We start from the raw sequence: 21,680 nt of genomic DNA, 5'->3' as shown, positions 1-21,680 counted from the left end.
TGACGGAGTGTCAATCACGTGGCAAACGAAGTACAGACCGATGTCGTCCTAGTGGGCGGCGGTATCATGAGCGCAACCCTGGGCGTCCTACTCAAAGAAGTAGAACCCACCTGGAATATCACCCTGCTGGAGCGCCTCGATCGGGTAGGGCAAGAGTCATCTAACCCCTGGAACAACGCGGGTACCGGCCACTCAGCGCTCTGCGAACTCAACTACGCCCCGGCAGGCCCTGACGGAACTGTCGACCCGGCAAAGGCTCTGGGTATTAACGAACAGTTCCAGGTCTCCCGCCAGCTCTGGGCTTCCCTGGTTGAAGAGGGTAAGATTAAGGACGCCAGCTTCATCAACCCTGTACCCCACATGTCCCTGGTCTTCGGTAAAGACCATGTGCGCTACCTAGGTAAGCGCTTTGAAGCCTTTGAGAACCAGAAGCTCTTTGAGCGTATGAAGTTCTCCACCGACTTTGACCAGATTCGCCAGTGGGCTCCCCTGGCCGTTGAGGGCCGTGACCCCAACCAGAAAATCGCCGCTACCTGGTCCCCCGAGGGTACCGATGTAGATTTTGGCAATCTCACCCAGCAGATGGTGGATTACCTGCTCGAGCAGGGCGTCACCGTCCAGTACGGCCAGCAAGTCACCAGCCTCGAACAGCAGAGCGACGGCAGCTGGCTGATTAAGGTCAAGAACCGCCTGAACTCCGAGCACAGCCAAACCATCCGCGCCAAGTTCGTCTTCCTGGGCGCCGGTGGCGGTGCCCTGAACCTGCTGCAGAAGTCAGGTATTAAGGAGGGCAAGGGTTTCGGTGGCTTCCCCGTCTCGGGCCTCTTCTTCCGCAATACAAATGAAGAAACCGCCCTCAAGCACAATGCCAAGGTCTACGGCCAGGCATCGGTGGGTGCCCCGCCCATGTCTGTGCCCCACCTCGATACCCGCTACGTGAACGGCAAGCGCTCCCTACTCTTTGGCCCCTACGCTGGCTTTAAGACCAACTTCCTCAAGCAGGGCTCTCTGCTCGATTTGCCCCTCTCCCTGCGTCCGGACAACCTGGTCCCCATGATTCGTGCGGGCCTGGATAACGTGGATCTCACCAAGTACCTCATCGGTGAACTGCTCAAGAACCGCGGCGAGCGTGTAGCCTCTCTGCGCGAGTACTACCCTACCGCGGTAGCGGATGAGTGGGAGCTCATCACCGCCGGTCAGCGCGTGCAGGTGATCAAGAAGGACGCTAAGAAGGGCGGCGTGCTGCAGTTCGGCACCGAGCTCATCGCCTCGGGCGACGGCTCCATCGCAGCCCTGCTCGGTGCCTCCCCCGGCGCTTCAACCGCAGCCCCCATCATGCTGACTCTGTTGGCCCGTTGCTTCCCCTCCAAGATGACCGAGTGGGAACCCCGCATCAAGGAACTGGTGCCCGGCTACGGCGTCAAGCTCAACGACAATCACGACCTGGCTGACGAGCTCTTTGCCCACACCGCCAAGGTGCTGGGTATCGATAACTAGCCCACCGGCATCCGCCCAGCACCGCATGGGCTACCCTGCCTAATAGCTGCCCTGGCACCATGTGACGGGGCAGCTTTTGTTGATGAAGAAGCAGACGCTCAGCTAACTCAAAGATTTATCATGCTACTGATAAGATGTTTACCGATTAAATCACCGCATTCCCAAAGGACGACGCTATGGCTCTCGAAGAACAAACCATTAGCCGGGCCGTTACAGAAGACGCCCACAAAGAGGCTCCCAAGCCCGCCAAGCTCTCAGATATGAGCGGCTCTAGCTGGAAGTACATCTTCAAGCGCGCCCTGAGCGAATTCACCAATGACGGCTGCACCGACCTTGCAGCCGCTCTCACCTACTTCACGGTGCTCTCCATCTTCCCCGGCCTTCTGGCTGTAGTGTCTCTCCTCGGTGTCTTTGGGCAGGGGCAGCAGACCACCGACGCGATTCTCAACTTCCTTGAAGACTACGCCCCGGCTGAAATGCTGACCCTCCTAGAGGAACCCATTACCCAGCTCACCAGCTCAACTGCTGCTGGTCTGGCTCTGGTTACCGGTGTGGTCGGTGCCCTCTGGACTGCATCAGGTTACATCGGTGCCTTTGGCCGCTCAATGAACAAGATTTACGGTGTGGTCGAAGGGCGTCCTATCTGGAAGCTTCGCCCCTTCAATCTGCTGGTAACCGCTGCTATGGTGCTGATTGTGGTTGCAATGATGCTGGTTCTCCTCTCATCAGAAGACGTACTGACCACAATTCAGAACGCTGTTCCCGCTGTTGAGCTAGGCGGTTTTATTGGCGTATGGATGTGGCTTCGCTACCCCATCATGCTGGTTCTAGCTGTTATCTTGATTAGCCTGCTCTACTTCGCGACCCCCAATGTCAAGCAGCCTAAGTTCCACTTCCTCACTCCCGGTGCCGGTATCGCTCTCATTGTGATGGCAATTGCAGCACTTGGTTTCACCTTCTACGTTTCAAACTTCGGTTCCTACAATGCCACCTACGGCCTGATTGGTGGCGTTATCGTGATGCTGCTTTTCATTTGGATCATGAACAACGTGCTGCTGCTCGGTGCTCAGATTGACGCTGAGATTCAGCGCGGCCGCGAGCTGCAGGCCGGCATCAAGGCTGAGGACGAGCTTCAGCTACCCCCTCGCGATGACACCATGGCGATCAAGCTGCAGGAGAAGAAGGAGAACCTCATCGAAGAGGGCCGCAAGATTCGCCTGGCCCATAACGGTGTTGATTTCCAGCAGATGGCCAAGAAGCAGGAGAAGAAGGACTCCGAGTAGACGCTATGTGCGAGCCCTGTCTTTCGATTGAGGCTTTCTCTTTCTGTGCCCCCGTTGCCGGGGCGGACGCTCCGCCCCGGCTTCTTGAGGGCCAGCAGGTGGTGGCGGTGCACGGTTTTGCCTCCACGCCCGATGCGACCTGGGAACGGACTGGTTGGGTGCGCCAGTTGCAGCGGGCGGGGGCAGATATTCATCTGGTCACCCTGCCCTACCACCGGCTCGAAGAAATAGGGCCCGAAGAAATAGGGCTCAAGGGGGCAGGGAAGTCTAGTGGGCAGATAGCCGTCACTTGGCAGCAAGAAGGGTTAGTGGTCTCCCTGGGCATAGCTCTTGCCCAGGCTCTGGCGGATGTAGATGCACCGGTTCATCTTCTGGGCTATTCTCTGGGCGCCCGCATCTGCTGGCAGGTAGCGCTCAGCTCCCCGCACCTGGTACAGAGCCTGGCACTCGGAGGCCTTCCCCTAGCCACCCACCTCGATGAGGTGCAGTCCTATCTATCGACATCTTCCCCTACTCCCGGCGCCTGCCTGCCAGAGGAGCTCCAGGCTGTTCTCGACACCAGTCCCTTGCCCCGCGCTGCGCTGGCCGCTTTTACCGCCCAGCCGGTTGAACCTTTCACACCGAACAAGCTACCTGCCTGTCCCGCCCTCCTCTTTGCCGGCAGCGACGATACCCTAGCCACCGGGCTCCCTGCTCTTGCCGCAGCCCTGCCGCACCCGGCGTCCACCTATCTGGAGCTAGCAGGCCGCGACCATATTAGCGCCCTGACCAGCGGGCAAGCCCGCCGGGCGTCCGCTGACTTCATGGCCCGTCATGCGGTCTCACGAGCTGGCAGCGAGCCGGACCACACGGTAGCGTAGAGGGTAGCAGCAGGTAGCTACCTGCCGATGTTTTTACCCTCCCGCTATCGAAGGAGCCCCATGCACAAGGTCAAGGCCGTCGTCTCTCTGGCCAAGGATCAGCCCGTTGAAGTTGTTACCATCAATGTGCCCAACCCCATCAAGGGCGAGGCCCTGGTGAAGGTGCTCACCTGCGGTGTCTGCCAGACCGACCACCACTATGTTCAGGGCGGGGTCGGCAACGACTACCCCTACCTGTTGGGCCACGAGTCAGCCGGCATCGTCGAGGCGGTGGGCGAGGGCGTCACCAACGTTGCCCCCGGCGACCTGGTCATTCTCAACTGGCGGGCTGTCTGCGGCGAGTGCCGGGCCTGTAAGAAGGGCAAGCCCCAGTACTGCTTCGCCACCCACAACGCTACCCAGAAGATGACCCTTGAGGACGGCACCGAGCTCTCCCCCGCTCTGGGTATCGGCTCCTTTGCCGAGAAGACCCTGGTGGCAGCTGGCCAGTGCACCAAGATTGATGCTGAGCTGACCGATGAGCAGTACGCCGCTATCGGCCTGCTAGGCTGCGGCGTCACCGCCGGTCTGGGCGCTGTGCTCAACACCGGCGAGGTAGCCCGCGGCGAGTCCGTCGCTGTGATTGGCTGTGGCGGCGTAGGTACCGCCGCTATCGCCGGCGCCAAGCTGGGCGGGGCGACCACCATCATCGCCGTAGACATCGACGACGAGAAGCTGGCCCGTGCCAAGGAGCACGGCGCCACCCACGTTATCAACTCTAAAAACCAAGACCCGGTAGCCGCTATCAAGGAGCTCACCGATGGCTTTGGCGCCGACCTTGTCATTGACGCTGTGGGCGTTGAAGCCACCTTCAAGCAGGCCTTCGAGGCCCGCGACCTGGCCGGACGCGTCGTCCTGGTAGGCGTGCCCGCCCCCGGCACCACCTGGCAGGCTCCCCTCGATGAGGTCTTTGGGCGCGGCGGCTCCATCAAGTCAGCCTGGTACGGCGACACCCTGCCCTCCCGCGACTTCCCCATGTTCGTGCAGCACTACCAGCTGGGCAACCTCGACCTGGACGGCTTCGTCTCAGAACGCATCAGCCTGGACCAGGTCAACGAGGCTTTCGAAACCATGAAGACCGGCAAGGTCCTCCGCTCGGTCGTTGAGCTCTAGGAGTTATCACCATGACAGAACGCATTGAACGACTTGTCACCTCCGGCACCTTCTCCCTGGACGGGGGCACCTGGGACGTCGATAACAACGTCTGGATTATCGGCAACGACACTTCCGTGGTCATCATCGACCCCGCCCACGACGTCGATAAGATTTCAGCCAAGGTTGCAGGGCGCACCGTCGAGAAAATCCTGCTGACCCACGCCCACGACGACCACATCCGCTCAGCCAAGGAAGCCGCCGACCGCTTCGAGGCCCCGGTCTACCTCAACCCGGCAGACCGTCCGCTCTGGGAGATGGTCTATCCCTCCTGGGACTTCAACCAAGACCTGGCAGAGGGCGATACCATTACCATCGGCTCCACCGAGCTAAACGTCCTGGCAACCCCGGGCCACTCCCCCGGCTCCGTCTGCTTCTACGCCCCCACCCTCTCCTGGGAGAACTCAGAGGGCGTGCTCTTCTCGGGCGACACCCTCTTCAACGGAGGGCCCGGTGCCACCGGCCGCTCCTTCTCCAGCTTCGAAACCATCATCGAGTCAATCTCAACCAAGCTCTTAACCCTGCCCGAATCCACCGCTGTGCTCACCGGCCACGGGGACTCCACCGGCATCGGCCTAGAAGCCCCCGAACTCGAAAACTGGATCAAGCGCGGCCACTAGCCGCGCGGGCGTCCGCTCCCTCAACCTATACCAAGGGGCCCTACCGTCAGCTGACGGTAGGGCCCCTTGTGCTCGGAATGGTGAGAGGACGCGCTAGGGCAGCAGGGCCAGGCGCTCCTCGTAGGTGCGACGCCACAAGAACCCGTAGAGATGCCCCAGGCAAAAGTAGATCGCAGCGGCGATGAGAGGAATAATCAGGGCAACCTGGTAGCTGTAGGAGCCACTCAAATCGGCTGCCCACACGAACCCCACCGCGATACCGCCCAGAGAACAGGCCTGCAGGGTAGAAAGAGCCAAGTCCAGGTTCTTACGTACCGAGAGGCTGGTGGCCACCGAGTCCATGGTGACCAGGCAAATACCGTAGGCAAGACCCACGCTGATCAGAGGAATCACCATACCCACAGCTGAGGTGGGCAGAGACAGTGTCATAGCGGTGAGGGTCAGGCACACCCCGCTCACCAGCCAGGCCCCCCACCCGAACATGGGCAGGCGCTCAAAGAGTACAAATAGGGCAGAAATCACCGCACAGAAGCCCAGGAGGGCAATCAAGAAGCCGGTGACGCCTATCTGGTCGGTTGAAATGGCGTAGGCCACGATAGCTGCCTGGGTAGCACCCAGGGACAGACCCAAGCAGATGGTGCCCAGCTGGGGTATCCAGAGCAGGGAGCGGCTGACACCGCGCAGGGGCTTGCGGCGGTTGCCCCCGCTGACGTCCCGGGTCTCAACCGGTAGATTTTCCGGGCGCCACAGCAGCATGAGCAGGCCCAGCACATCAAGCACAATCACCGCAAAGAGGGCTGACTGGGCCGTCAAAAAGACCGTGGTCATACCGGCAATCACGGCCCCGGCAGGCAGGGCGATGACGTCGAACATGGTTTCAAGCGAAATGGACGCGTTGAGCTTACGGCGGTCCTTGGTGGTGAGGTACTCGGCGCTCCAGTAGCTTCGCATCATCGCCCCCAGCGGCACGGTGGTCACGCCCGTCACCGCGCAGGCTGCGAGGAACCGGACGATAGACCCGCTACTGGTCTCAGCAAAGCGCAGGGACTCCAGCATCAGCCACATCAGGGCCAGAATATTGAGCACGGTAACGGCAAAGAAAATTCTTCGCTGGCCCCAGCGCTCAGAAATAGACCGGTAGACCGGCACCATGAGAGCCGCGCTCAATCCCACCGTACCGGCAGCGTACCCGCCGAGGGTTGCCTCGTTATTCTGCACGGCCAGCATCATCATCACCGCCAGCATCACCATAGCTGCGGGCAGGCGCATGAGCAGGGAGAAGAAGAGGAAGCGCCAGCCGTGGGCCAGCAGCAGGTCGCGGATACGGGTGCGGGCGTACTCGGTTGAAATACGCAGGCGAGTGACGCTCTCCCGCAGGTTATTCCGCAGGTCAGGGCTACTGGACCGCTGGCGGTCACGCCGGTAGCCCAGCCCCGTGCGGGGAGAAGAGCTGCGATTCTTGGGGTTACGGTGGGGGCTCACGCTGCTCCTGCATCTGCGACCAGGGAGGATCCCTGGGGCGAGCTTGTAAGGACGATGTGCTTGTTAATGCGGTTCTTCATCTCGGCCACATGCGAGATGAGGCCGATGACCCGCCCGCGCTCGCGCAGGGAGTCAATGGTGGTCATGACCTCTTCGAGGGTTTCATCATCGAGAGAGCCAAAGCCTTCGTCAACGAAGAGGGTGTCGATGTCGATACCGCCGTTGGCCTGCTGTACGACGTCTGCAAGACCCAGTGCCAGGGCCAAGGAGGCCATGAAGGTTTCGCCGCCTGAGAGGCTTTCGGGGCGGCGGCTAGCGTTATGCCAGGCATCGAAGATATCGATGGCCAGGCCGGATTTCTTGTTGCGCCCTTCTGCCCGGTCGGTGTGTTCCAGGCGGTAGCGGCCGTGTGTCATTTTTTCGAGGTGCTCGCTGGCTGCCTCGGCGACCTCGGCGAGCTGGTAGGCCAGCACGTAGGACGTCAGCGTCATATTCAGGCGGTTATCGCTGCCGGGGGCTGCTGTGGCGGTCGCTGCGAGTTCATGTTTGAGGTGGGCGTCTTCCAGTAGAAGGTGGCTCTTTTCTAGGGTCGCTTCGAGCAGGCTCAGCACCTCGTGCAGCTCCTCGCGGGCACCGGTGAGGCGGGTGGCATGGCTAATGAAGCTATCGCGCTGGGCGCTGAGCTGGGCGATAGCTGCCTTGAGCTGGGCTAGTTGTTCGGGGGCAGGTGGCTGACCGCCGTCCGCCTGGAGCTGGGCGATAGCTGCCAGGGCGGGGCTAGTGAGCTGGGCAGTGACCGCCAGGGTGCGGTCGCGGTGGGTGGTGATCTGCTGCTCTAGCTGGCTGGCCTGGGCCTTGGTGAGTAGCTGGGCTTTTACCTGCTGGGCGTCCTTGAGCTGGGCCTCGCGCAGGGCGCTGTTCAGTTCTTCCTGGGCGGACGCCTGGGCTTGGGCCTGCCGCTCCCGATCGGCGTAGGCGGCGAGCAGGGTGGGCAGCTGCCTGGTCAACCGGTTGAGGGCGGCGATACGGTCGGCGAAGCCGGGGCCCTGTCGGTGGGGCGCTAGCTCGGCTTCAAGGCTTTCTTGCTGGCCGGTGAGCTGGTGCAGTTTGGCTTCTTCGCTCGTGTGCTGGCGTTCGGCTTCGGCCAGCTCTGCCCGGCTGGTCTCAAGAGTTTCTTCGGCGGTGGCAATGCGCTGGGCGAGGGTCTTGCGGTGGGCGACCTGGGCCTGGGCCTGGCTGAGGCTCTCCTGGGCAGCGGTAAGGGCTGTCCGGGCTTCTTCGGGTTCGGGTGTGCCCTGCTCTACCAGCTGGCCGAGGGTGCTCTGGGCTGCGCTCAGGGCGGCGAGCGCCTGTTGGGCTTTTGCTTCTGCCACGTCGCGCTGGTGCTTGGCGCGGGTGAGGGCTTCTTCGGTGACGGGTGGTGTGTTTTGGTCGTAGCTGGCGGGGGCGGGGTGGTCTGTGGAGCCGCAGACGCTACAGGGTTGGCCATCGGTGAGGGTTTCGGCCAGAATCTGGGCGGCGGCGTCAAAGCGCTGGCGCTGCAGGGTTTCGGTCTGGGCGGAGGCCTTCCGTCGGCTTTCTTCGGCACCTTGGGAGGCCCGCTGGGCGGCTTCGAGGTTGGTGCGGGCCTGGGTGAGTCGGTCGGCAGCGGTGACCCGGTCGCGGGCCTGGGCCAGCAGGGCGCGGGCAGCTTCTTCGCGGGCGGTAGCCTGCTCGGTTTTCTCGTAGTCCTGGCGCTGCTGGGTGAGGCTCTGCTGGGCTTCTTCTAGGGCCTGGGTGAGCTGGGTGCGGCGGGTGGTCAGGCCCTTGAGGTTGTTGGTGCTGGTCTGTGCCTGAGCGGCCAGGTTTGCGATGTCTTTTTCTGCCTGCTGGTAGCGGGTGAGCTGGTCGATGTGGGTGCTCGTGAGTTCGCTCAGCTGCTGGCTGGTGTCGTCGGTAAGGGTGGTTTCGAGTGCGGCCTGGGCTTGGGTGAGTAGGTCGTATTCGAGGGCGGTTTCGGTGAGGTTTTCCCGGGCGGACGCCAGGAGCCTGCGGGTACTGTCCAGGTGGGTTTCTGCTCGCTCTGCTGCCTGCTGATAGGCGGTTGCTGCCTGTTCAGCCGCTGTTACCCGAGGCAGAATCTCAGCAGCTACCCTGTGCTCTTCGAGGCGGGTGCGGCTGGCAGCTATCTGGCTCTCCTCGTTTGCCAGGGTTTCCTGTTCCTGGGTGAGCTTGAGATAGGTGACCCAGTCTTTTTGCAGCTGGGCGGTTTCGGTGTGCTCGTTTGCCAGTGTTTCGAGCTCGTGGGCGGTTTTGTCCCGCCGCTCTTCTAGACTCTGAATGAGATCTGCCAGCTGGCTAAGTACCTGGCGCAGGTGGTCGGGCAGGTCCGCTACGGAGCTAGGCCCGGAGTCTTCGGGAGTGGAAGGACTTTCGCTGTCTTCGTTTACCTCTTGCCCCAGGGCCCGTTGGGCCTGGTCGGCCCGGGCTGCCTGCTCGGCACGTTCTGCCCGCTGCTCTAGCACCCGCACATCCTGCTGGGCAGCCTCGGCTGCAGCGGCGGCGTCCTTGGCGTATCTGTGGAGCAGGTCCTGTACCTTCTCGAAGTCCTCGGTGCCAAAGAGCTGCTTAAGCAGTTGTTCCCGCTCCCCGGAGGTAGCGACCAGGAAACGCTGGAACTGCCCCTGGGGTAGCAGCATAACCTGGTTAAACTGTTGGGCGTTGAGGCCCAGCACGGAGAGCATGAAGTCGCCGGCGTCCTTGTGGCGGGTGATGGCAGGGTCTGGTTCCCAGCTGCCGGTGGCGGCATCGAACTTCTCGATCAGGGTTTTGGCCTGCTCGGTGGTAGTGCCCTCACCGCGTTTCTTGGGGCGCTCGTAGGCCGGGCTACGGTCAATCCGGTAGCGGTCGGTGCCGATGGTGCAATCCAGCAGCACCCGAGGCTGCACGTGAGGCTCAGCGAAACGGGATTTCAGGTCGGTGCGCCCCGACGAGGTGGAACCGTAAAGGGCGTAGCAGATGGCATCGAGGATAGATGACTTGCCCGAACCGGTAGGGCCGTTGAGCAGGAAGATACCCTCTCGGTTGAGATCGTCAAAATCGATGGTGACGGTGCCCGGGAAGGGGCCGTAGGCGGTCAGTTCTAGTCGGTGAATTCGCATTTAGTCGCTCGCTCCCCTGGTGCGGGCCTGGTCTAGGACGTCGATGAGATAGGTGGTTTCAGCCTCGTTGAGGGCACGACCGCGCACGTGCTCGTAGAAGGACTCGCAGATAGCCTGAACGCTCTGGCTCTCGCGGGTGCGGCGGTAGCTGTGCTCTTGGCGTCTCTCAGCGCCTTCGGGGGCGAAGAAAAGTTCCTGGACGTGCTCGTAGTGGGCTTTGAGTCTATCGAGGGCAGCGGCTGGGCGCTCAGCATCGGTCAGGGTAATACTGACAAAAGCCTGCCCGTAGGCCTGCACAGTGCTTTCGGCAAGCACCTCATCAAGGGTGCCCTTGAGGGTTTTGAGCACCAGGTGGGTTTGCCAGGTATGTTCGCTCACCTCGGTAGTTCCATCAGGGGCTACGTCAATAATCCAGCCCCCCTTACGGTGGTTTTGCTCGCTGAAAGAATAGGCCAAAAGAGAGCCGGAATACCTGACGGTATCGGTGACTTTCTGCCGCCCGTGCAGGTGCCCCAGGGCTGTGTAGCTGGCGGCGGCAAAGGTACTCGCGGGCACCTGCTGTACCCCGCCTACCGAGATATCGCGTTCTGACTCTGAGGGCTCTGAACCCGTGGCAAAGCAGTGGGCAAGCACCACCGTGGCGGCAACCTGGCGAGTGGCGGCGTCCTCTTCTACCCTCCTCATGGCTTCAGCCAGCACGCTCGCGTGGCTGGCCTCGGTGCCCCAGCGGGCAGCAATCGGGCGCGGCTCTAGGTAGGGTATGCCGTAAAAGGCCACCTCAATACCCCCGGCGGACAGCAGGACGGGCTGGCCCACCTGGGTTTGCGAGGTCACCAGGTGCACGCCCGCAGCACTCAGCAAAGAAGAACCAAAACCCAGGCGAATGGCTGAGTCGTGGTTACCGCTCGTTGCTACCACCTGTGCCCCGGCCTGCACCAGGCGGGTCAGGGTACGGTCAAAAAGTTGCACGGTCTCGGTGCGGGGCTGGGCCTGATCATAGACGTCCCCGCTGATCAACACCACGTCGATGCCCTGTTCCTGAACCAGAGTCACCAGCTCATCGAGTAGCTGCTCGGCATAGGAGTGCAGGGAGGTACCGTGAAAGGTACGACCCAGGTGCCAGTCTGAGGTGTGCAAGATACGCATACCACTAGTTTAGTGGCCTTGTTCTAACCCCGCTTTAGAATAGGGAGCATGACGTCTGTTTTTCCTGCCCCCGATGCCCTCTCCCCCGCCTACCAGTCGGCCTTGCGTGGCTCCCTGCTGGGTACTGCTCTAGGGGACGCCCTGGGCTACCCCGCTGAAACCCTAACAGAGGAGCAGATTGCTGAGCGCTGGGGTGGGCGTACAGGAGCCGACCTTATCGCGGCTATCGCCCAGAAACCCCTGCTCGTTTCAGACGACACCCAGCTCACCCTGGCAACCCTGGACGGTCTGACAGAGGTACTGGAGTGGAACAACGAGGGCCAGGCAGCCGATGAGCTGGCCTGTATCTGGCTAGCTTATCTTCGCTGGTACACCGGCACAGGTCACCCTACACCCGAGAATGCCCCCTACTCCCTTCCCCGCCCCCTCGATGCGCTCCAGATGATGCGCCAGCAGCGGGGCCCAGGTAAGGCGACCCTAGCGGCCCTAGCTGAGGGGGAAATGCAGTTTATCTCTAAAAACATCAACCCGCAGGCCCTGGGCACCGGGGCGCTCATGCGCTCTGCCCCCTTCGGTTACCTGCCGGTGGCCGATGACGCTACCGTCATCAAGCTATCTGCCCACGCCGCGGCCCTCACCCACGGTCACCCCGAGGCGATTATTTCAGCCAGTGCCTATGCACTGCTGATCCGCTACCTGCTGGGGAGTCATGAGCAGGGCTCTGAGAAGGGCCGGGAAACGAACCCGCAGGTCGGTGTACTTGAAACCTGTACCCGGCAGGTTTTGGCCTGGCTGGCCACGGTCGAGCAAAGCCAGACTCTGCCCGGTGATGCTCAACGTACTCGCGCGGCACTGGGCGCTGCCGTCCGCCTGGCTCAGCAAGGGGCGCAGGTGGCGGACGTCCGCCCCCACTTCGGCGAACTCCTGGTAGCCCCCGATGTGCTCGGCTACGCCCTCTTCTTAGCCCTGCGAGCAGAGGCGGATGTCGCTGAGGGAAAACTAAGCCAGCAGCAGGCGGTTGCTCTGGCGCTGGGTGCTACTATAGCTGTCACCGGTGATTCAGATTCGCTCGGAGCCCTGGTTGGCTCCCTGCTCGGAGCGCTCTGGGGCGAGGGTGCCCTACCTGCATACACAACCGACGCAACTGAAGCGCTGGCCCTGGTTGAGGCAGCTTGGTTTAAGCAGCTTAGGGTAGTTGCCTAAGCTGCAAGTACCTCGGTGCGGTGGTCCAGGTACCATTCGTCGGCGCGCTCCACAGCCAGGCGTTGGATAGCTCCGCCCATGCCGTTGCGCATGGTGTAGGCCAGGGACTGGAGCGGTAGCAGGCGGGCCGCTATTTTGGCGCGTTCCAGCTGGGTTTCATCGAGCGCTTTAGAGAGGGAATCCCAGCCGTAGAAGTTGCCCAGGGCGGCGTGGTCAACGGCCGCGTCTCCTACCGAGGCGTGATCCCAGTCAATAACGCCAACCAGTTTATCGCCGTTCCAGAGCATATTGTGACCGGCTAGGTCGCCGTGGACAAGAACCGGTGAGGCGGGTTCCAGGGCCAGTACCCGGTCTATGGCTGCGTGGGCTACCTTCTGGGCGCCGGTGAGCAGCTGGGGTACGACCTGCTCGCGCAGGAGTACCTCCCAGTTATCACGCCCGCCCCAGTGCTCGTGCACCATATCGAGGTAGGGCCCGTAGCCGCTGAAATCTACCGAGTGGATAGCTTTGACCAGGGTGGCAAGCTGCTTGGGCGGGGCCGAGCCCTGCAGGCGGGGCTCGCCCTTGATCCAGGTCAGCCCTACAGCGGTGAAGCCGTTTCGGGTAATGACCCGGGTAATAGGCCGGGGTACCGCAAAGGGAAGATCCTGGGGCAGCCGCCGCAGGATCTCGGTGCGACGAGCCACCAGGTGCCCGGTTTGCTGGGTTTTGGCAATGCGTACACTCAGCTCCGCCCCCATGTTGACGATGATGTGGGCAGAGCCGGTGGTTCGGACGTCCCAGCGGTCGCGGGGTATGTTCAAACCGGCTTGCTCCATCACCGCCGTGACCACGGGAAGAGCCTTCATCTGTTCAAGGAGTGTAAGGTGCGCTGCCATAGGGTACCTCGTACAGGATTGTTACTGGGCCAGGGCGGCCTGTAGGTGGGGAAGAAGCTGAGCCAGGGCCTGGCTGCGGTGGCTGATAGCGTTCTTGACCCCGGGCGGAACCTGGGCACAGGAAAGACCAGCGTATTCACCGGTAAAACCGTCAGCTACAAGAATTGGGTCATAACCAAAACCGCCCTCGCCGCGGGGCTCGCGCAGCAGGGTTCCGGCAAGCTCCCCCTCTTCAACAACCTCAAGACCGCCCGGGGTGACCATCGAGGCTGCGCAGACAAAGCGGGCACGGCGGTGTTCATCGGCGATATCCGATAGCTGCGCTAAAAGCAGGTTGAGGTTGGCTTCATCGTCCCCGTGCTTACCTGCCCAGCGGGCACTGAAAATACCGGGGGCACCGCCCAACACGTCGACCGACAGGCCTGAGTCATCGGCAATAGCAATCAGGCCGGTAGCCGCAGCTACCGCACGGGCCTTCAAGAGGGAGTTCTGGGCAAAAGTAACGCCGTCTTCAACCACGTCGGGGGCACCTGCTGCACCGGCGTCAATCACCTCGGTGTCAACGTCCAGCCCCTCGATAGCGCCGCGCAACATCTCGCGGAACTCGCGTAGTTTCCCCTGGTTGTGGGTGGCAAGAACGATTTTAGCAGGCATTAGTCCTCCAGGGCTTCGCGCTGGATCCGGGCTAGCTGCGCGGTGCCGTGCAGGGCCAAGTCGAGCAGGGAGTTCAGTTCGTCGCGGTCGAAGGGGGCGCCCTCTGCGGTTCCCTGTACCTCAACAAACTTGCCTTCGCCGGTGACGACCACGTTCATGTCGGTCTCGGCGCGTACATCTTCTTCGTAGGGCAGATCCAGCATGGGTAGGCCGTCGATGATGCCCACAGAAATTGCGGCAACAGAGCCGGTGAGGGGCTTGGCCTTGGCCGGGATAATGCCCTGAGTCTGGGCCCACTTGATAGCGTCGGCCAGGGCGATGTAGGCGCCGGTGATAGCGGCGGTGCGGGTGCCGCCGTCCGCCTGGAGTACGTCGCAGTCGAGCACGATAGTGTTCTCGCCCAGCTCGGCGGTATCGATGACGGCACGCAGGGACCGACCAATCAGACGGGAGATCTCGTGGGTGCGGCCGCCAATCTTTCCCTTGACCGATTCGCGGGAGTTACGGGTGTTGGTAGCACGTGGGAGCATGGCGTACTCCGCGGTGACCCAGCCGGTACCCTGGCCCTTGAGCCAGCGGGGCACTCCCTCGGTCAGGGAGGCGGTGCAGAGCACCCGGGTGTTGCCGAATTCAATCAGAGCCGAGCCTTCGGCGTTCTTTGACCAGCCGCGGGTCACGGTGATGGGGCGGAGCTGGTCAGGGGTGCGGCCGTCGCCGCGCAGGGTGGGTGCTGCCATGTTTTCTGTCATGGATTCAGCCTATCGTCTCTAGCCCAGGGCACACAAAAACACGGGCACTTGTCGCGCCCGTGTTATCTAGATACCGGTGAGCCAAGCCTGTAGGTGAAGCTAGAAACCCTAGTGGCGACCAATAACGTTCAGGGTCGTTGTCTGCGGGTTACTCTCGTATTCTTCGGGGCTGCGGCGGGGGTTAACCCGGTAGGTTGCAGAAGCCTCAGCCACCGATATAGGCCCGTCAAAGGTAGATTGGGCCTCGGCCAAGGCGATGGCCGGGTCGTTCCAAATGGGTAGGTGGGTCAGCAGCAGATTGCGGACGCCCGCTTCGGCTGCAGCTTGGCCTGCACGTTTTCCGGTGAGATGGATGCCGCGTAAGGCGTCATCACGGCCCTCCTGATAGGCCGCCTCGCAGAGAAAGAGGTCGGCGCCGCGTGCAGCTTCAATCAGACCGACGCAGGAGTCTGTATCGCCGGAGTAGGTAAGCACGGTCTTGCCCTCGCTGGTTTCGCACTCGATGCGCAGGGCGTAGGGTTCTTTGGTGGGGTGTACGACCACGTGCGGGGTCACGGTGAAGGGGCCGATTTTGACTTCGGCGTGGTTATTCCATTCGTGGAACTCGAACTCGGTGTGCATGCCCGGTTCGATGGGCAGGCCGTGAGTGTTGACCAGGTACTGGTGGATATCGCTGGGCCCGTAGAGGGGAATGGGTCCCTTAGACCAGCCATTGGGGTTCCACTTGACCGCCACGTGTAGCCCTGAGAGGTCGATGCAGTGATCGGGGTGCAGGTGGGAGATCAGGATGGCGTCGATATCTTCGAGGTTGATGTGGGACTGAAGGGTGCCCAGGGCGCCGTTGCCCATATCGACGATAATACGCCAGGTCTTGCCCAGGTCATCAATGGTCGAGACCATGTAGCAGCTGGCCGCTGCGTTGGGCCCGGGGAAGGAGCCGGTACAGCCTATGACGGTCAATCGCATGAGTGGTCTCCCTTCTTCTGTGTGTCTGTGCTTTAGGGTGTGTCTGTGGCGATGGTGATACGTGGGGTGGTCGCTTCTGGAGCGAGGAGGTGAGGAGGAACAACGGCCAGGGAGCCGGTGGGGAATCGTTCTGCCACGGAGTTGGTGTGGCGCACCTTGGCGACTTCGGGGCCCAGGAAGCGGCGGGCTAAGTGCTCGAAGGTTTCGGTTTCACCGGTGGCCAGGAATTCGTGGGAGGGGGGCAGGACGGCGGGGCGCTCTAAGCCAGCTCGCAGCAGGGCCTTGTAGACGTCCTTAGCCGACTCTTCCGAGGACGACACGAGGGTGACGTCGTCCCCCATGATGTAGGAGATGACGCCTGTGAGCAGGGGGTAGTGGGTGCAGCCCAGCACCAGGGTATCGACCCCGGCCTCTTTGAGGGGAGCCAGGTATTCTTCGGCGGTCTCAAGTAGCTCGGGGCCGCTGGTGATGCCCTTTTCAACGAACTCTACGAAGCGGGGGCAGGCCACCGAGTAGATTTCAAGGTCACTCATGACCGAGAAGGTATCTTCATAGGCCCGGGAGGTCACGGTAGCTTCGGTGGCGATGACGCCGATTTTTCGGTTGCGGGTTGCCGCCACCGCGCGGCGGGCGGCGGGTTGGATAACCTCAACCACCTGAATACCGTACTTGCGGGTGTAGCGCTCGCGGGCGTCCCTTAGCACAGCGGCCGACGCCGTGTTGCAGGCAATCACCAGGAGCTTGACTCCGGAGTCCACCAGCTCGTCCATAATGCGCAGGGCGTGGGCACGCACCTGGGCGATGGTCAGGGGGCCGTAGGGGCCGTGGGCGGTGTCGCCCACGTAAATCACCGACTCGTGCGGGAGCTGGTCCATGATAGCGCGGGCAACGGTCAGGCCGCCCACTCCCGAATCGAACACGCCGATGGGGGCGCTTGCGGTGGGTTCGGCAAGCACCTGACTACCCCAGGGGGTTACGAGTTTCGGGTTAGTTTCGCTCATTACACACCTGACATTAGCTAAAGGTTGAAGAAAACTGTAGGGCGCCCATCGCAGCGATCGGCTTTTGAGTGGTCTATCACGCCCCGGTGCCCGCACGGGGCGTCACAATCGGTCATGAAAGATTATTTACGGTGCGGACGACCCCGCCCCGGCGTCGTCCAAGCCCAGCAGGAGGCTCTGCATGAGGCTTTCTTGCAACCAGGTGACGAAGTTGTAAAGCAGGGCCATGTAGTCTTCGGTGCTCTCTACACTGCCCCAGTCGGTGTGTTCGCCGATGCGGTCGGCGTCCTCAGCGCTGTTAATCCCTAAGCGGGTGCCCAGGGTCAGGCGCACATCATTGAGGGCAGCGGCCCAGCTATTGGCCCGCTCGGTATCTAGCCGCACAACCCCGGCCTGCAGATCCATGGATGCCTGGGTGAGGTGTTCAATCTTGGCCCGGCGTAAGGAAAGGTCGGTGAAGCGGCGGTATTCGTCGGCAACTTCCGGGTCATCGCTCGCCACCGGCAGCATGCGGGCAACAGCGGGGTCACTGGGAACACTGGCGGTCTCAGAAATCCCCACCAGGGCCGCTAGGGGGTCAGCATTGGGGTCTTCTTCCGGCTCCAGCGCCAGAGCGACGTCCTCAAACAGGCGGGTGAGCACCTGCACCTCTTCAGGGGTGAAGCGGGCGGTAATGCCACGGGAGGTTGGGGTAAAGGGTTCTGCCATAAGACTATGCACCTACCTGTTCGATGGTTGCCCACAGGCCCCAGGTATGCAGGGCGGTGGTGTGCCTCTCGGCTTCTTCTTTGGAGCCGCTAAAGACGGTGGCCTTACCTTCGGTGTGGACCTGCATCATGAGCTGGTGGGCCTTTTCGGTGCTGTAGCCAAACTGGGTGCGCAGCACATAGGTCACAAAGCTCATCAGATTCACCGGGTCATCCCAGACAATCACAGCCCAGGGCAGGTTGAGCTGGGCGCTCTCGTCTAGGGCTAGATCGAGCTCAAGATCTGCCAGGGTGTCGGTGGCTGAGGCAGCCGAAGGCATAGGGCGTACTCCTTAGGTCATTTGTACCTTATCTATCATAGGGCTCTTCCATCTCTCTTACCTCAGCTCGTTCACTGTGGGAGCAAGCAAAGCTGAGGGACAGGGCTGGGCTTAGGCACAGACAAAAGGATAAAGTTATACCCGTGACTCAAAAAACTTCCCTCCTGACCGATCATTACGAGCTGACCATGGTTCAGGCTGCCCTGGCTTCGGACGCCGCCCACCGCCGTACCGTCTTTGAGGTCTTTACCCGCAGGCTCTCGGGCGGACGCCGCTACGGCGTATTAGCCGGCACCGGCAGGTTGCTTGAGGGGCTAGAGAACTTCCGCTTTGATACCGAGGAGCTTGAGTTTTTAGCCTCCCGCAAGGTGGTCAATGAAGAGACCCTAGATTATCTTGCCGATTTCCGCTTTGCAGGTTCTATCCGGGGCTATGCCGAGGGTGAGGTCTTCTTCCCTCATTCTCCCGTCTTGCAGGTTGAGGCATCCTTTGCAGAGGCCTGCCTGCTCGAGACTTTTATCCTCTCAATCCTTAACTTTGATTCTGCCGTTGCCACCGCAGCCTCCCGTATGACGGTTGCCGCCGGCAAGCGTCCTTGCCTGGAGATGGGCTCCCGCCGGGCTCATGAGCAGGCTGCTGTATCTGCCGCCCGCGCCGCCGTCATCGCTGGGTTTACCGCCACCTCTAACCTTGAGGCTGGTCGCCGCTACGGACTCCACACCGTCGGTACCAGCGCCCACGCCTTTACCCTCTTGCACGACTCAGAGCGCCAGGCCTTTGAGGCCCAACTGGCGTCCCTGGGGGTGGGCACCACCCTGCTGGTCGATACCTACGATGTTGAGAAGGCCGTGAACCTCGCCGTTGAGCTGGCCGGGCAGGATCTTGGAGCTGTTCGCCTTGATTCTGGCGACCTGGTGGCCCAGGCCCAGAAGGTACGCGAACAGCTCGATGCGCTGGGGAACACCGGCACCAAGATTACCGTCACCAGTGACCTGGACGAGTACGCCATCGCGTCCTTAGCTGCAGCCCCCGTCAACGCCTACGGGGTGGGCACCAAGCTGGTCACGGGCTCCGGGGTTCCCACCTCGTCCATGGTCTACAAGGTGGTCTTGCGTGAGAACTCGCAGGGGGTCATGGAGCCTGTGGCTAAGGCGTCCTCAGGTAAGACCTCTGTGGGGGGCAAGAAAACCGCCGTTCGGCGCCTCAATACCGCAGGCACCGCTACCGCAGAGGTGGTTGGCCTTGATATCGAGGCTCCTGCCGACGCCAACGACCGCCCACTCATGGTGGACCTGGTGGTCGATGGGCAGATTCAGCCTGGCTTTACCGGGGCTGAGAGCGTACGCCGTGCGGCCGAGCGTCATGCCCGCTCCCTCGCCGAACTACCGGTTGCAGCTACCCGCCTCTCCCCCGGTGACCCGGTCATTCCCACAGAATTTGTTTCCTAAAACGAAGGATTACACGATGTCCAAAGCACTCATTATTGTTGATGTTCAGAACGATTTTTGCGCCGGTGGCTCACTCGCTACCGAGCGCGGCGCCGAGGTTGCTGCCCTCATTAGCGAGTTTGTAGAAAACCACCACGGCGACTACGAAGCGATTGTTGCCACCCAGGACTGGCATGTTGACCCTGGCGCCCATTTCTCTGAAAACCCCGATTTCAAGGACTCTTGGCCGGTGCACTGTAAGGCGGAAAGCCGCGGGGCTGAGCTACACGAGGATTTGGATACCGACTACATTGAGGCCTACTTCCGCAAGGGTGAGTTTGAGGCTGCCTACTCGGGCTTTGAGGGTCTACTGGCCCCTGAGGATACGGTGATGACCGGTGAGCGCGAGGCCGGTGCCCCGGCTCAGGACGATACGCCTAAGCTGTCTCTCGATGATTGGCTAGCTGAGCGCGACATCACCGATGTTGATGTGGTGGGAATCGCCACCGATTTTTGCGTGAAGGCTACTGCGCTGGACGCGGTGGATGCAGGGTATGAGACCCGCGTACTACTTGATTTGACGGCTTCGGTGGATGAGGACTCACTGGATGATGTCAGCGATGAGCTGGAGGACGCCGGGGTAACGGTAACCGAGGTTCTCTAGGTCTTCTGAGGGCTAGATTTTCACAGGGGCTAGTGGTTGTGATCACAGCAGGCAGGCTCGGGATTGGGTCTATGGTGGCTGCTTCAACTGAGCTCCTACTTACGCCCCACGAACCAGTCCTGCAATTTATCTAGGCGGGCCTGGAGCTGTTCTGCTGAGGCCTGAGCGACAGCGGGCCCACCACAGATGCGGCGTAGTTCGTTGTGAATTGAGCCGTGGGGTTTGCCGGTGCGGGCTGCCCAGGCGGCGACGTTCTTGGCCAGCTTGTTGCGTAGGTCTTTGAGCTGGCGGTGGTCGACTACCTGGGGGGCGGCAGACGCCGGTCGGCGGGAGGCGTGGTCTTTTTGGCGGGCGCGGAGCAGGGTGCCTACTTGGTCGGCGTCCAGTAGGCCGGGGATGCCGAGGAAGTCTTGCTCTTCGTCGGAGCCAACTTCCAGGCCGCCGGTGGAGAATTCGGCGCCGTCGAAGAGCACCCCGTGGAAGGATGCCTGGGAGCCGATGGCTTCGAATTTGCCGCGGGTGAGCTGGTCGCTGGCTACTTCTTCCTTGTTGGCTTCTTCGATGAGGTGGTCGTCTAGGCCTTCGTTGAGGGGGTCAATCACCTCGTCGGTATCTCCCTTGCGGTCGAGGGCGTGATCGCGTTCAGTTTCCATCTCGTTGGCCAGCATCATGAGCTGGGGCACGGAGGGCAAGAAGACCGAAGCGGTTTCGCCGCGCTTTCGCGAGCGCACGAAGCGTCCAATAGCCTGGGCGAAGAAGAGGGGGGTGGAGGTTGAGGTGGCGTAGACGCCGACGGCTAGGCGGGGGACGTCCACACCTTCAGATACCATGCGGACGGCGACCATCCAGCGGGCCAGGCCCGCTGAGAACTCTTCAATGTTATTGGAGGCTTCTTTGTCGTCAGAGAGAATCAGGGCGGGTTTTTCGCCGGTAATTTTTTGGAGCTGTTTAGCGTAGGCGCGGGCGTCGGCGTGGTCGGTTGCGATGACCAGGCCACCGGCGTCAAGGACGGTACGGCGCACTTCGGTCAGGCGTTTGTCGGCTGCGGCCAGCACGGTGGGGATCCATTCGCCGTCGGGGTTGAGGGCGGTGCGCCAGGCCTGGGCGGTGACGTCCTTGGTAAAGCCCTCCCCCAGGTTGGCGGCCATTTCTTCACCGGCCGAGGTGCGCCAGCGCATCTGGCCGGAGTAGGCCATGAAGATGACGGGGCGCACGACGTGGTCCTTGAGGGCAGGGCCGTAGCCGTAGGAGTAGTCGGACTTTGAGCGGCGGATGCCGTCGGCGTCCTCCTCGTACTGGACGAAGGGGATGGCAGCGGTGTCGGAGCGGAAGGGGGTGCCGGTCAGGGCTAGGCGGCGGGTGGCCGGTTCGAAGGCTTCGCGCAGGCCATCGCCCCAGGAGAGAGAGTCACCGGCGTGGTGGATTTCGTCCATGATCACCAGGGTACGGCCGTTTTCGGTGCGGGCCCGGTGCAGCATGGGCTTGTTAGCAACCTGGGCGTAGGTGAGGGCAACGCCCTGATAGCCACGCCCCATGGTGCCGTCGGAGTTTTTGAAATTAGGGTCGATGGAGATGCCGACGCGGGCGGCGGCGTCGGCCCACTGGCGTTTGAGGTGGTCGGTGGGGGCAACCACGGTCATGCGGTTAATGGTGCCGCGGTTGAAGAGTTCTTTGGCGACGGTGAGCGCGAAGGTAGTTTTACCTGCGCCGGGAGTTGCCACGGCCATGAAGTCGCGGGGGTTCTCGGTGAAGTACTTGGTCATGGCTTCGGCCTGCCAGGCACGGAGCTTAGGCGCGGTTCCCCAGGCTGCGCGGTCGGGGTAGGCCGGGGGCAGGGGCGGGTTGGAACCTTCGCCAAAGAGCGGTAACTGGCTGTCGTTCATCTCGTATCT

At 61.9% G+C, this 21,680-nt stretch carries 19 protein-coding genes; 8 read left to right on the top strand and 11 right to left on the bottom strand.

The window, feature by feature from the left end; translation table 11 throughout:
* The first annotated feature begins 18 nt into the window (after window positions 1-18).
* The 5 genes from QM007_RS04255 to QM007_RS04235 all read left to right on the top strand — a co-directional run bounded on the left by QM007_RS04255 (window position 19) and on the right by QM007_RS04235 (window position 5,451).
* Window positions 19-1,497, top strand: a complete 1,479-nt coding sequence (locus tag QM007_RS04255) for a malate:quinone oxidoreductase (RefSeq protein ID WP_283490701.1) — start codon at window positions 19-21, stop codon at window positions 1,495-1,497.
* Between the two features lie 176 nt (window positions 1,498-1,673).
* Complete coding sequence (locus QM007_RS04250; RefSeq protein ID WP_283490700.1) at window positions 1,674-2,780, top strand: YihY/virulence factor BrkB family protein; 1,107 nt, start codon at window positions 1,674-1,676, stop codon at window positions 2,778-2,780.
* A gap of 5 nt (window positions 2,781-2,785) precedes the next feature.
* Window positions 2,786-3,640 carry an alpha/beta fold hydrolase gene (locus QM007_RS04245; RefSeq protein WP_283490699.1) on the top strand — a complete coding sequence of 285 codons (855 nt, stop codon included), beginning with the start codon at window positions 2,786-2,788 and terminating at the stop codon, window positions 3,638-3,640.
* Window positions 3,641-3,700: 60 nt separating this feature from the next.
* A complete protein-coding gene (locus QM007_RS04240) occupies window positions 3,701-4,792 on the top strand; it encodes an S-(hydroxymethyl)mycothiol dehydrogenase (protein ID WP_283490698.1) in 1,092 nt (363 codons plus the stop codon).
* 11 nt (window positions 4,793-4,803) lie between these two features.
* The gene (locus QM007_RS04235; protein WP_283490697.1) at window positions 4,804-5,451 is read left to right on the top strand and encodes an MBL fold metallo-hydrolase; all 648 of its coding nucleotides are present in this window, start codon (window positions 4,804-4,806) and stop codon (window positions 5,449-5,451) included.
* A gap of 93 nt (window positions 5,452-5,544) precedes the next feature.
* On the opposite strand, the gene QM007_RS04230 is transcribed toward QM007_RS04235, so the two are convergent.
* The 3 genes from QM007_RS04230 to QM007_RS04220 are packed head-to-tail and all read right to left on the bottom strand — an operon-like array spanning window position 5,545 to window position 11,219.
* Window positions 5,545-6,933: an MFS transporter gene (locus QM007_RS04230; protein WP_283490696.1), complete on the bottom strand. Its 1,389-nt coding sequence runs from the start codon at window positions 6,931-6,933 to the stop codon at window positions 5,545-5,547.
* Window positions 6,930-10,073, bottom strand: a complete 3,144-nt coding sequence (locus QM007_RS04225; RefSeq protein WP_283490695.1) for an AAA family ATPase — start codon at window positions 10,071-10,073, stop codon at window positions 6,930-6,932. The genes QM007_RS04230 and QM007_RS04225 overlap by 4 nt, the downstream gene beginning before the upstream one ends.
* A complete protein-coding gene (locus QM007_RS04220) occupies window positions 10,074-11,219 on the bottom strand; it encodes an exonuclease SbcCD subunit D (protein WP_283490694.1) in 1,146 nt (381 codons plus the stop codon).
* A 48-nt stretch (window positions 11,220-11,267) separates the two neighbouring features.
* Between QM007_RS04220 and QM007_RS04215 the strand changes: the two genes are divergently transcribed.
* Window positions 11,268-12,422 carry an ADP-ribosylglycohydrolase family protein gene (locus QM007_RS04215; RefSeq protein ID WP_283490693.1) on the top strand — a complete coding sequence of 385 codons (1,155 nt, stop codon included), beginning with the start codon at window positions 11,268-11,270 and terminating at the stop codon, window positions 12,420-12,422.
* On the opposite strand, the gene QM007_RS04210 is transcribed toward QM007_RS04215, so the two are convergent.
* The 7 genes from QM007_RS04210 to clpS form a co-directional block, all read right to left on the bottom strand.
* Window positions 12,419-13,300 carry a phosphotransferase gene (locus tag QM007_RS04210; protein ID WP_283490692.1) on the bottom strand — a complete coding sequence of 294 codons (882 nt, stop codon included), beginning with the start codon at window positions 13,298-13,300 and terminating at the stop codon, window positions 12,419-12,421. The two genes, QM007_RS04215 and QM007_RS04210, sit on opposite strands and share 4 nt — an antisense overlap.
* A 21-nt stretch (window positions 13,301-13,321) precedes the next feature.
* Window positions 13,322-13,954: a non-canonical purine NTP pyrophosphatase gene (locus QM007_RS04205; protein ID WP_283490691.1), complete on the bottom strand. Its 633-nt coding sequence runs from the start codon at window positions 13,952-13,954 to the stop codon at window positions 13,322-13,324.
* On the bottom strand, window positions 13,954-14,691 hold the full coding sequence (rph, locus tag QM007_RS04200; RefSeq protein WP_283490690.1) for a ribonuclease PH: 738 nt from the start codon (window positions 14,689-14,691) through the stop codon (window positions 13,954-13,956). Before rph ends, QM007_RS04205 begins: the two co-directional genes overlap by 1 nt.
* A gap of 120 nt (window positions 14,692-14,811) precedes the next feature.
* Window positions 14,812-15,669 (bottom strand): MBL fold metallo-hydrolase, encoded by an 858-nt coding sequence (locus QM007_RS04195; protein ID WP_283490689.1) that lies wholly within the window; start codon window positions 15,667-15,669, stop codon window positions 14,812-14,814.
* A 32-nt stretch (window positions 15,670-15,701) separates the two neighbouring features.
* Window positions 15,702-16,670, bottom strand: coding sequence for a glutamate racemase (gene murI, locus QM007_RS04190; protein WP_283490688.1), 969 nt, complete (start codon window positions 16,668-16,670; stop codon window positions 15,702-15,704).
* A gap of 126 nt (window positions 16,671-16,796) precedes the next feature.
* On the bottom strand, window positions 16,797-17,378 hold the full coding sequence (locus QM007_RS04185) for a DUF2017 domain-containing protein (protein WP_283490687.1): 582 nt from the start codon (window positions 17,376-17,378) through the stop codon (window positions 16,797-16,799).
* 4 nt (window positions 17,379-17,382) lie between these two features.
* Window positions 17,383-17,697 (bottom strand): ATP-dependent Clp protease adapter ClpS, encoded by a 315-nt coding sequence (clpS, locus tag QM007_RS04180; RefSeq protein ID WP_283490686.1) that lies wholly within the window; start codon window positions 17,695-17,697, stop codon window positions 17,383-17,385.
* Window positions 17,698-17,834: 137 nt separating this feature from the next.
* Between clpS and QM007_RS04175 the strand changes: the two genes are divergently transcribed.
* Complete coding sequence (locus tag QM007_RS04175) at window positions 17,835-19,145, top strand: nicotinate phosphoribosyltransferase (protein ID WP_283490996.1); 1,311 nt, start codon at window positions 17,835-17,837, stop codon at window positions 19,143-19,145.
* A gap of 16 nt (window positions 19,146-19,161) precedes the next feature.
* Window positions 19,162-19,788: an isochorismatase family protein gene (locus tag QM007_RS04170; RefSeq protein WP_283490685.1), complete on the top strand. Its 627-nt coding sequence runs from the start codon at window positions 19,162-19,164 to the stop codon at window positions 19,786-19,788.
* Window positions 19,789-19,883: 95 nt separating this feature from the next.
* On the opposite strand, the gene QM007_RS04165 is transcribed toward QM007_RS04170, so the two are convergent.
* Window positions 19,884-21,671, bottom strand: a complete 1,788-nt coding sequence (locus QM007_RS04165) for a DEAD/DEAH box helicase (protein WP_283490684.1) — start codon at window positions 21,669-21,671, stop codon at window positions 19,884-19,886.
* Between the last annotated feature and the right edge of the window lie 9 nt (window positions 21,672-21,680).

This window comes from Rothia sp. SD9660Na (assembly GCF_030064065.1).
Classification (GTDB): domain Bacteria; phylum Actinomycetota; class Actinomycetes; order Actinomycetales; family Micrococcaceae; genus Rothia.
Note: the sequence above shows the minus strand (reverse complement) of the source record. Positions and strands in the feature narration are given on the sequence as shown.

What these genes read in the sequence shown, in the direction of transcription:
- QM007_RS04165 (WP_283490684.1), bottom strand. Translation starts at nt 21,671, where the DNA reads ATGAACGACAGCCAGTTACCGCTCTTTGGCGAAGGTTCCAACCCGCCC.
- QM007_RS04250 (WP_283490700.1), top strand. Translation starts at nt 1,674, where the DNA reads ATGGCTCTCGAAGAACAAACCATTAGCCGGGCCGTTACAGAAGACGCC.
- clpS (WP_283490686.1), bottom strand. Translation starts at nt 17,697, where the DNA reads ATGCCTTCGGCTGCCTCAGCCACCGACACCCTGGCAGATCTTGAGCTC.
- QM007_RS04245 (WP_283490699.1), top strand. Translation starts at nt 2,786, where the DNA reads ATGTGCGAGCCCTGTCTTTCGATTGAGGCTTTCTCTTTCTGTGCCCCC.
- QM007_RS04240 (WP_283490698.1), top strand. Translation starts at nt 3,701, where the DNA reads ATGCACAAGGTCAAGGCCGTCGTCTCTCTGGCCAAGGATCAGCCCGTT.
- murI (WP_283490688.1), bottom strand. Translation starts at nt 16,670, where the DNA reads ATGAGCGAAACTAACCCGAAACTCGTAACCCCCTGGGGTAGTCAGGTG.
- QM007_RS04185 (WP_283490687.1), bottom strand. Translation starts at nt 17,378, where the DNA reads ATGGCAGAACCCTTTACCCCAACCTCCCGTGGCATTACCGCCCGCTTC.
- QM007_RS04170 (WP_283490685.1), top strand. Translation starts at nt 19,162, where the DNA reads ATGTCCAAAGCACTCATTATTGTTGATGTTCAGAACGATTTTTGCGCC.
- QM007_RS04205 (WP_283490691.1), bottom strand. Translation starts at nt 13,954, where the DNA reads ATGCCTGCTAAAATCGTTCTTGCCACCCACAACCAGGGGAAACTACGC.
- rph (WP_283490690.1), bottom strand. Translation starts at nt 14,691, where the DNA reads ATGGCAGCACCCACCCTGCGCGGCGACGGCCGCACCCCTGACCAGCTC.
- QM007_RS04215 (WP_283490693.1), top strand. Translation starts at nt 11,268, where the DNA reads ATGACGTCTGTTTTTCCTGCCCCCGATGCCCTCTCCCCCGCCTACCAG.
- QM007_RS04235 (WP_283490697.1), top strand. Translation starts at nt 4,804, where the DNA reads ATGACAGAACGCATTGAACGACTTGTCACCTCCGGCACCTTCTCCCTG.
- QM007_RS04210 (WP_283490692.1), bottom strand. Translation starts at nt 13,300, where the DNA reads ATGGCAGCGCACCTTACACTCCTTGAACAGATGAAGGCTCTTCCCGTG.
- QM007_RS04225 (WP_283490695.1), bottom strand. Translation starts at nt 10,073, where the DNA reads ATGCGAATTCACCGACTAGAACTGACCGCCTACGGCCCCTTCCCGGGC.
- QM007_RS04220 (WP_283490694.1), bottom strand. Translation starts at nt 11,219, where the DNA reads ATGCGTATCTTGCACACCTCAGACTGGCACCTGGGTCGTACCTTTCAC.
- QM007_RS04195 (WP_283490689.1), bottom strand. Translation starts at nt 15,669, where the DNA reads ATGCGATTGACCGTCATAGGCTGTACCGGCTCCTTCCCCGGGCCCAAC.